Origin of the sequence: Clavibacter sp. MX14-G9D (assembly GCF_032917815.1) — a bacterium.
GTDB classification, from domain to species: Bacteria; Actinomycetota; Actinomycetes; order Actinomycetales; family Microbacteriaceae; genus Clavibacter; species Clavibacter michiganensis_K.
Window position 1 is genome coordinate 1 of the sequence record NZ_JAVCVL010000110.1, and the last position, 9,067, is coordinate 9,067.

The 9,067-nt window shown below is 73.2% G+C and carries 9 protein-coding genes and 1 pseudogene; 5 read left to right on the forward strand and 5 right to left on the reverse strand.

The window, feature by feature from the left end:
* From Q6969_RS09885 to Q6969_RS09900, 4 genes and pseudogenes are all read right to left on the reverse strand, one after another.
* Positions 1–189, reverse strand: a pseudogene (locus tag Q6969_RS09885) (NAD(P)H-hydrate dehydratase); the annotation flags it as partial.
* Positions 173–910, reverse strand: coding sequence for a histidine phosphatase family protein (locus Q6969_RS09890; RefSeq protein WP_317230288.1), 738 nt, complete (start codon positions 908–910; stop codon positions 173–175). The pseudogene Q6969_RS09885 and the gene Q6969_RS09890, both read right to left, overlap by 17 nt.
* Complete coding sequence (locus Q6969_RS09895; RefSeq protein WP_317230289.1) at positions 907–1,686, reverse strand: MBL fold metallo-hydrolase; 780 nt, start codon at positions 1,684–1,686, stop codon at positions 907–909. The genes Q6969_RS09890 and Q6969_RS09895 overlap by 4 nt, the downstream gene beginning before the upstream one ends.
* Before the next feature lie 104 nt (positions 1,687–1,790).
* On the reverse strand, positions 1,791–2,675 hold the full coding sequence (locus Q6969_RS09900; RefSeq protein WP_317230290.1) for a manganese catalase family protein: 885 nt from the start codon (positions 2,673–2,675) through the stop codon (positions 1,791–1,793).
* Positions 2,676–3,002: 327 nt separating this feature from the next.
* On the opposite strand from Q6969_RS09900, the gene Q6969_RS09905 reads away from it, so the two are divergent.
* The 3 genes from Q6969_RS09905 (at position 3,003) to Q6969_RS09915 (ending at position 5,368) form a co-directional block, all read left to right on the forward strand.
* A complete protein-coding gene (locus Q6969_RS09905) occupies positions 3,003–3,326 on the forward strand; it encodes an ATP-dependent DNA ligase (RefSeq protein ID WP_094116799.1) in 324 nt (107 codons plus the stop codon).
* A gap of 133 nt (positions 3,327–3,459) precedes the next feature.
* Complete coding sequence (locus Q6969_RS09910) at positions 3,460–3,795, forward strand: hypothetical protein (protein WP_317230291.1); 336 nt, start codon at positions 3,460–3,462, stop codon at positions 3,793–3,795.
* 397 nt (positions 3,796–4,192) lie between these two features.
* On the forward strand, positions 4,193–5,368 hold the full coding sequence (locus tag Q6969_RS09915; protein WP_317230292.1) for a zinc-dependent alcohol dehydrogenase: 1,176 nt from the start codon (positions 4,193–4,195) through the stop codon (positions 5,366–5,368).
* A 117-nt stretch (positions 5,369–5,485) separates the two neighbouring features.
* On the opposite strand, the gene Q6969_RS09920 is transcribed toward Q6969_RS09915, so the two are convergent.
* Complete coding sequence (locus Q6969_RS09920; RefSeq protein WP_317230293.1) at positions 5,486–6,502, reverse strand: Gfo/Idh/MocA family oxidoreductase; 1,017 nt, start codon at positions 6,500–6,502, stop codon at positions 5,486–5,488.
* A 162-nt stretch (positions 6,503–6,664) separates the two neighbouring features.
* Here Q6969_RS09920 and Q6969_RS09925 point away from each other — a divergent pair, with 162 nt between their 5' ends.
* Together Q6969_RS09925 and Q6969_RS09930 are read left to right on the forward strand one after the other, a co-directional pair.
* Complete coding sequence (locus tag Q6969_RS09925) at positions 6,665–7,984, forward strand: ABC transporter substrate-binding protein (protein WP_317230294.1); 1,320 nt, start codon at positions 6,665–6,667, stop codon at positions 7,982–7,984.
* An 87-nt stretch (positions 7,985–8,071) separates the two neighbouring features.
* Positions 8,072–9,067: sugar ABC transporter permease (locus Q6969_RS09930; RefSeq protein WP_317230295.1), on the forward strand; the 996-nt coding region annotated here is incomplete at its 3' end.

The window sequence follows — 9,067 nt, forward strand, 5'->3', positions numbered from 1 at the left end:
GCCGACGCGCAGGGCGGCGAGCCCCGCGATCATGGCGGCGCCGGGCGACCGGAGCGCCCCGCCGACGACCACGACCTGGCCGCGTCCGTACTTGGATCCGCCGGGCTCGGGCAGCGCCCAGGCGCGCAGCCCGGCCGGGGTCACGACCTCCGCGGGCGCCTCCGCGCGGCCCTCATCGTCGTGGCTCATCGGGTTCCCCTCCGTGCTCGGTGACGGGGGCGCCCTGCCCGTCGAGGTGCTCCGTGGCCGAGAAGACCCGGAGGGTCCAGGGCCCGTGCGGGACGGGCCGCTCGAGGATCGTGACGGACGCGTTCGCCACGGTGTGCTGCGCCTGGAAGGCCAGGAGCTCGGCCTCGGTGAGCCCGAGGCACACGTAGAGGAAGAGCATGACCACGGCGTCGTGCGTGGTGAGGAGGGCGCGGCCGTCGGCGGCGGCGACCTCGGGATCCTGCAGGAACGACCGCACGCGCAGCGCCACGTCGGCCCAGGACTCCCCGCCCGGCGGCCGGTAGGAGACCTTGCCCAGCCAGCGGCGGCGCGTGTCCTCCTCCGGGTGGCGGGCGGCGACGCCCCGGGCGGTGAGGAGGTCGAGGATCCCCAGCTCGCGGTCCCGCAGGCGCTCGTCCGGCCGGATCTCCGCGGCGATGCCCGCCTCGGCCAGCGCGACCGCCGCCGTGCTGCGCGCCCGCAGGTAGGTGGAGGACCAGACGGCGGTCGGCACGTCCGCGCGGCTCGCGAACCAGCGCCCGAGGGCGCGCGCCTGCGCGCCGCCGGTGTCGGAGAGCGGCACGTCCGGATCGCGGTGGTCGACCTGGATCGCCTCGGCGCCGTCGCGGTCGGCGCGGCTCGCGGCGACGTTGGCCGTGCTCTCCCCGTGCCGCACCAGCCACAGCTCGGTGAGGCCGGTCACGCCGGGCCGGCCGAGCGCGCGGCGGAGACGGCGGAGCGGATCCCGTTGCGCCAGGGCGCGCCGTGCCCCGGCAGCACGAGTCGGGCGTCGGTGCCCTCCAGGGCCGCGAGGGAGCGGAGCGCCCGGCCGCTGTCCGCGGTGGCGGCGCCCGCGACGATGCGGCAGCCGGTGCGCCCGGTGTACGGGTCGAGCGTCACGAGGGCGTCGCCGGTGAGGAGCGCGTCGCGGTCCGGGAGGTGGAGCGCGACGTGGCCGTCGGTGTGGCCGGGGGTGGGGATCGCGATCGGGCGTCCGGGGACCTCGAGCGGCCCGGCGGCGATGTCGGCCGTGCCGTCCACGCCCTCGACGCGCAGGGCGCCCGCGGCGGCCATCGCCGCGATCACGGGGATCGCGCGGCCGTGGCGGAGCGGGTACGCGAACGGCGTGCGCTCGCGGCGGTAGGAGTACGGGTGGCGGGCGATCCCGGCGTCGTCCGGGTGCACGTGCACGGGCACGCCGAGCTCGCGGGCGGCCCGTGCGGCGGATCCGACGTGGTCGAAGTGCCCGTGGGTGAGCACGACGGCGCGCACGTCGTCGGGCGTCCGGCCGATCGCGGCGAGGGAGCGCAGCAGGTGCGGCCAGGTGTCGGGGAACGCCGTGTCGACGAGGGTGACGCCGTCGTCGTCCTCGATCAGGTACGCGTTCACGTAGGCGTGCGCGAGCAGGTGGATCCCCGGGGCGACGTCCCGGGTGAGCACGGGGGACGAGGGGCGGGGCGGGGTGCCGGTGCGGATCATGCGGTCCTCTCGGAGGTGGGTCCGCGGACGCGGGCGGGCGGCCGGCCCCCGTGAGGGCCGGCCGCCGGTCGTGCGCCGCGGGTCGAGCGGCGGTCGGCCGCGGGTCACTCGGGCGTCACGGCGTCCTTCACGGCGCCGGCCGCCTTCTTCAGCAGGCCCGGGTCCTTGGGCGGGATGGTGCCGTGGAGGAGCGGGTTCCCGACGGGCGGCGCGGGCATCGGGACCGTGGTGGTCGGGCCGTCGTGGTACGTGAACGTGCCCTTGCCGTCCGGGGTGGGGCCGGACGCCCAGGAGCCCTCCGCCGCGGCGGGGCCGTTCGAGAAGTTGAGGTACTGGTACGACACCTCGCGGTCCTCGAGGTCGAGGGGGAAGTCGCTCGGCACGGGCAGGTCCTCGGTGCCCTCGGCGCGGAGCTCGGCGATCGCGGCGGTCCACTGGTTCTGGTGCATGGTGTCGCGCGCGAGGAGGAAGGAGAGGAGGTCCTTCACGCCGTGGTCGTCGGTCATGTGGTAGAGCCGGGCGACCTGGATCCGCCCCTGCATCTCGGCGTTGGCGTTGGCCGTGAAGTCGGCCAGCAGGTTGCCGCTGCAGGTCACGTAGGAGCCCTGCCAGGGGTTCCCGTTGCTGTCGACGGGGCGCGCGCCGGCGCCCGCGACGATGGCGTGCTGGATGTCGCTGCCGCCGATTACCGCGGCGAGCGTCGGGTCCTTCATCGCGTCCTCGGTCGCCTCCGTCGGCGCGGTCTCGAGCAGCTTCGCGATCATGATCGCGAGCATCTCGACGTGCCCGAACTCCTCCGCGCCGATGCCGTAGAGCATGTCGCGGTACTTGCCGGGGAGCTTCGAGTTCCAGGACTGGAAGCCGTACTGCATGGCGACGCTGATCTCGCCGTACTGGCCGCCGAGCACCTCCTGCAGGTGGCGGGCGTAGATGGGGTCGGGCTTGTCGGGGGACGCGCTGTGCTGCAGCTCCTGCTTGTGGAAGAACATGGAGGGGTCTCTCCTCGTCGTCGGCGTCGCGGTCCGGAGCGACCGCGCTCTCCCTCCACCGTTCGCCGCCCCCCGACGCGATGCCTACCCCCTTGACAGGTCCCCCGGCGTCGCCCCGGGCGCGTCCCCACGGCCGCTCGCGCCCCCGATGCGCGCTCTCGGCGCCCCCTCTGCACTACCACATGCCGATCCGTCCGCCGCACGAGCCGGATCCCGACGGCATGGCTGGCATAGTGGGTGGGCACGGCCGAAGCTCAGCGCCGCTCTCTGGCCCCCTCTCCGTCGGCGCGGGGCCCGAGAGCTCACGAGGGGGACACGGGATCGATCATGGGCACGTTCAAGTACGACTCGACGCTGACGGCGGAGTTCGACGACCGCCTGCTCGCGCACCTGCAGCTCGTCATCGGCGCGAAGCTGCGCCGCGGGGAGGCGTTCTACTTCTCCTGGCGCGACGACGTGGAGGTCGGCGACGGGCGCACCACCATCTGGATGCACAACTCGCTGCCCCTGGTGTTCAAGTACCACGGCAGCCGCGTGCCGCCCATCAACCGCAAGTGGGTGGACGCCCTCATGACGACGGCCAACAGCCCGGGCGGCCTGCTGATCCTGCGGGAGCCCCCGGAGGACGAGCCCCGGGACGACGCGCGCTAGGTCGGCACGGCCGTCGACTACTCCCGTTCCCGCGGTGCTGTCAACCCCTCCTGTCCCCATTCGGACGGATCCGTCACGGCTGGCATCGTGGGCTCCGGGTCCGCGGATGCGGGCCACGGGGATGGGGTACGCGATGCGGGACACGGAAGCCGACGGCATGGGCGACCTCGTCCAGTCGTCCGCGAGCGAGGCGCTCCCCGCACGTCCCCTCGGTCCCGTCCGCAGTCCCACGGAGCAGGCCCGGTTCGTCGCCGGCTACTTCGGCTGGTCGATCACGGGCGACGCGATCCGCGGCACGGGCGTCGACGGCGGGGCCGTGGCGCTGTTCATCGAGGACCTCGCCGCCGCGCTCGCCGAGCTCGGCTGGATCTCCCCGTGCGGCATCCGCTGGGACCGGCTGCCCTTCGGCGAGGACGAGGCGGCCGCCGCGCTGCGCACCGTCCAGCGCGCGCACGGCTGGGACGTCTGACCCCGTCGCCGTGCATCCGCCGGGAGCGACGTCAAGCCCCTGTGCGTTTCCCCACCTGCAGAGCACACTCTGACCACGAGGCCGCAGCGGGCTCGGGCGCTTGAGGATTGTCGAGAGTCCTCCTATGCAGTCCGGACCGCCGAACGTGGCCCTCCAGATCCGCCCCGGATCGGTCGTGTCGTGGACGACCGAGACCCGGGGCGGATCGCTTGCGCCGCGACCGCGCCGCCCGCGCACGGCCCTCGCGCACCGCCCTCCGCGGCACGCCATCCGCCGCGCCCGGCCGGCCTCCCTGCCTGGACGCCGCCTGCCGGTCGCTTGGCGTGCCGCCGTCGCAGGCGTTGTGTGGGACGGGCGCCCGTCCCACGAGGATCCGGCGCTCGAGAGAAGGAGCACCATGAAGGCACTCACCTGGCAGGGCATCCACGACGTCGAGGTCCAGGACGTCGAGGACCCCCGCATCGAGCACGACACCGACGCGGTCATCCGCATCACCTCCACCGCCATCTGCGGGTCCGACCTGCACCTCTACGAGGTCTTCGGCCCGTTCCTCGACAAGGGCGACGTGCTCGGCCACGAGAACATGGGCGTCGTCGAGGAGGTCGGCGCGGGCGTCACGCGCGTGAAGGTCGGCGACCGCGTCGTCGTCCCGTTCGTCATCGCCTGCCGCGACTGCTTCATGTGCGACCGGGGCCTGTTCACCCAGTGCGAGACCACGCAGGTGCGGGCCCAGGGCAGCGGCGCGTCCCTGTACGGGTTCAGCGAGCTGTACGGCTCCATCCCCGGCGGCCAGGCGGAGCGCCTGCGCATGCCGCTCGCGGACGCCAACGCGATCGTCGTCGGCACCGAGCTGCCGGACGAGCGCTACCTGTTCCTCAGCGACATCCTCCCCACCGCCTGGCAGGGCGTCCAGTACGCGGCCGTCCCCGAGGGCGGAACGCTCGGCGTGATGGGCCTCGGCCCCGTCGGGCAGTTCGCGGCGCGCATCGGGAAGCACCTCGGCTACCGCGTGATCGCGGTGGATCCCGTCCCCGAGCGCCGCGCCATGGCCGAGCGCCACGGCATCGAGACGCTCGACCTCACCGACGACGTCGTCGACCGCCTGCGCGAGCTCACCGACGGGCGCGGGCCGGACTCGGTCGTGGACGCGGTCGGCATGGAGGCCCACGGCAGCCCCGTCGCCTCCTTCGCGCAGAAGGCGGCGGGCATCCTGCCCGACGGCATCGCGAAGAAGGTCATGGACACGGCGAGCGTCGACCGCCTCGCGGCCCTGCACACGGCGTTCGACGCGGTCCGCCGCGGCGGCACCGTCTCCATCAGCGGGGTCTACGGCGGCGAGGCCGACCCCATGCCCATGAAGTCCCTCTTCGACAAGCAGGTGGCGATCCGCATGGGCCAGTGCAACGTGCAGCACTGGATCGACGACCTGCTGCCCCTCGTCGAGGACCCGGCCGACCCGCTCGGCGTCATGGACCTCGTCACCCACACGGCGCCGCTCGCGGACGCCGCCCGCATGTACGGGATCTTCCAGGAGAAGGAGGACGGCTGCATCAAGGTGGTGCTGAAGCCGTAGCCTCCTGGCTCCATCGACCGGCCGCGTCCCCTCGGGGCGCGGCCGTCGTCGTGCCCGGCGTGGTGCCGTGCCCGTGCTCCGGCCCGAGTCGGGTGCCGAGGAGGCCGCGGTCGCCCGTCAGCGGGCGCCGATCTCCGTGAGCACCCGGTCCATCAGCTCGGCGAGGTCGACGGACGCGGCGTGCGGCATCTCCGCGCACTCGACCCGCCCGGCCCGGATGGCGTCGCGCGCCGCCCGGACCATGGGCACGTAGCCGCGGCCCTCGATCTCGTGCTCCCGCCGCTCGGGCTCCCCGTCGGCGGGCACGATCGCGAGCCCGGTCGAGGCGAGGAACAGCGGGTCCACCTCGATCCGGCCGGCGGTGCCGCTGACGGTGGCGCCCGTGGGCAGGGCGGCGACGAGCGAGCAGGCGAGCGTCGCCTGGCGGCCGTCGGGCCAGCCGAGGAGGATCGCGACCTCGGTGTCGACGCCGCCGTCGATCACGGTGCCGACCGCGGCGACCGTCGAGGGCGCGCCGAACAGGCCGTGCGCGAAGGCGAGCGGGTAGACGCCCATGTCGAGCAGCGTGCCGCCGCCGACCGCAGGGTCCCAGAGGCGGCCCGCGCCGGTCTCGGTGACGAAGCCGAACGACGCGGAGACCGCGCGCGGATCCCCGATGCGGCCCTCCGCGATCGCGTCGCGCACCGCGAGGTACCCGGGCGAGAACGCCATCCAGACGGCCTCGAGGAAGAGCAGGCCCTCGGCGCGGGCGAGGTCCACGAGGGCGCGGGTGTCGGCGGCCGTGGTGGTGGCGGGCTTCTCGCAGAGCACGTGCTTGCCGGCGCGGAGCGCGGCCTCGGCCTGCGCGCGGTGCAGCGTGTGCGGGGTGGCGACGTAGACGGCGTCGACCCCGTCGTCGGCGAGGAGCTCCTCGAGGGTGTCGTGGATGCGCGCGATGCCGTGGGCGGCGGCCAGCGCCTCGGAGCTCGCGCGCGTGCGGGAGTGCACGGCGACCACCTCGACGCCCGGCACGAGCAGCATGTCGGGGACGACGGAGGTCGCGATGCCGGCGGCCCCGACGACGCCCCAGCGGACGGGCCGGTCGACCTCCGATCCGGACGCGGGTGCGGGCACGGGCGGCATCGTCGTCGACATGCTCCGAGCCTACGCGCTCGCCGCCGAGGCGTGAGAGCGCTTCCACCCATCGGCGCACCGCCCTTGACAGTCCCGAGAAGCGCCGCCTAGGGTCGGCGGCACGGCGTGAGAGCGCTCTTACAGCGAGAGCACCGACGCTCGACAGGCACAAGGGAGTGACCTTTGACGAACACAGCACGGACGCGCGTGGCCACCGGCATCGCCGGAGCCGCGGTGATCGCCCTCCTCGCCACCGGATGCACCTCCGGCGGCGCAGGCGGCACGGACGGCGGCGACATCACCCTCACCGTCACCACCTTCAACAAGATGGGCTTCGACGAGCTCTACGCCCAGTACGAGGAGTCGCACCCGGGCGTCACCATCACGGCCACCAACATCGACACGGGTGGCAACGCCCTCATCGACTGGCAGACCAAGCAGGCCTCCGGGGCGGGGCTCCCCGACGTGCAGGCGGTCGAGGAGGGCTGGCTCAGCAAGGTGATGCAGGTCTCCGACTCGTTCACCGACCTCCGCGACCACGGCATCGAGGACGTGAAGGACCGCTGGGTCCCGTGGAAGTACGACCAGGCCACCGACCCCGAGGGCCGCGTCATCGGCTACGGCACCGACATCGGCCCCGAGGGCCTCTGCTACAACTCGAAGCTGTTCGCCGAGGCGGGCCTGCCCACCGAGCGCACCGAGGTCGCGACGCTGTTCGGCGGCGAGGACGCGACCTGGGACCGCTACTTCGAGGTGGGGAAGCAGTACAAGGCGGCGACGGGGAAGTCCTGGTACGACCAGTCCGGCTTCATCTGGAACGCCATGGTCAACCAGCAGCCCGAGGGCTACTACACGAAGGACGGGAAGCTCAACGTCGAGGGCAACGCCGACCTCGAGGCACTCTGGGGCAAGGTCGCCGACGGCGCCGAGGCCGGCCTCTCCGACGCGCAGACCGCGTGGGACTGGGGCGGCGGCAAGGCCTTCACCGACGGCTCCTTCGCCACGTTCGTCTGCCCCGCGTGGATGCTCGGCAACGTCCAGGGCGGCACCGAGTCCGCGGGCGGCGACGCCTCCACCGGCTGGGACTTCGCGGACGTCTTCCCCGGCGGATCCGCCAACTGGGGCGGCTCGTTCCTGACCGTGCCCACCACCTCGAAGCACCCGGCCGAGGCCGCGGAGCTCGCCGCGTGGCTCACCGAGCCCGAGCAGCAGGCCGTCGCGTTCCAGGCCGCGGGCACCTTCCCCAGCACCGTCGAGGCGCAGGGATCCGAGGGCGTCACCGGCAGCAGCGCGCTCACGACGTTCTTCAACGACGCGCCGCTCGGCACCATGCTCAGCGCCCGCGCCGAGGGCGTCGAGGCCCAGTACAAGGGACCGGACGACTCGGTGATCCAGGAGCAGGTCTTCGGACCCTCCATCCAGGCGCTCGACGCCGGCAAGTCCGACGGCGCGAAGTCGTGGGACGACGCGATCACGCTCCTCGGGCAGCTCGTCGAGGAGTAGCAGACCGGACGGTCGGGGGACCGTCCACCCCCGGGGTGCGGGCGCCCGGGCGCCCGCACCCCTCCCACACGCGCGAGAGAAGGACCGATGACGACCACCCTGCGCCCGCCGGCGCCACCCCGATCCCGCGTGCAGCCGCCGCGGGAACCCGACGCCCCCACCTGGCGCCAGCGCCTCAGCACCTGGGACTTCCGCTACTCGCCGTACCTCTACGTCGCGCCGTTCTTCGTGCTCTTCGCCCTCGTGGGCCTCTTCCCGCTCGTGTACACGTTCGTCGTGTCGCTCAACGACTGGAACCTGCTCACGGGCGCCGGCGACTGGATCGGCTTCGAGAACTACGCGGTCGAGCTCGCGGACCCGCTGTTCTGGAACTCCGTCTACAACACCTTCAGCATCTTCCTGCTGTCCACGGTGCCGCAGCTCGCGGTCGCGGCCGCCATCGCGGCCATCCTCGACCAGAACCTCCGCGCGAAGACGTTCTGGCGGATGAGCGTGATCCTCCCGTACATCGTCACGCCGGTCGCCGTGGCGATCATCTTCAGCAGCATGTTCGGCGAGAAGTACGGCCTCGTGAACAACCTGCTCACCGAGATCGGGCTCGACCCGGTCATGTGGAAGACCGAGACGCTGCCCTCGCACCTCGCCATCGCGACGATGGTGAACTGGCGCTGGACCGGCTACAACGCGCTCATCCTCCTCGCCGCCATGCAGGCGGTGCCGCGGGACGTGCACGAGTCCGCCGCGCTCGACGGCGCCGGGTCCGTGCGGCGCTTCTTCTCCATCACCGTGCCGAGCATCCGCCCGACCCTCGTGTTCGTGATCATCACGGCGACCATCGGCGGGCTCCAGATATTCACCGAGCCGAAGCTGTTCAACGCGGCGAGCTCGACGCCGGGCGGGCCGCAGCGGCAGTACCAGACGACCGTGCTGTACCTGTGGGACCTCGCCTTCAACCGGCAGGACTTCGGCAAGGCCAGCGCCGTGGCGTGGATCCTCTTCCTCCTCATCGTGCTCATCGGCCTGCTCAACTTCTGGCTCTCCCGGCGCATCGCGGGGGTGGAGGCGCGGGGATCCGCGCGCCGC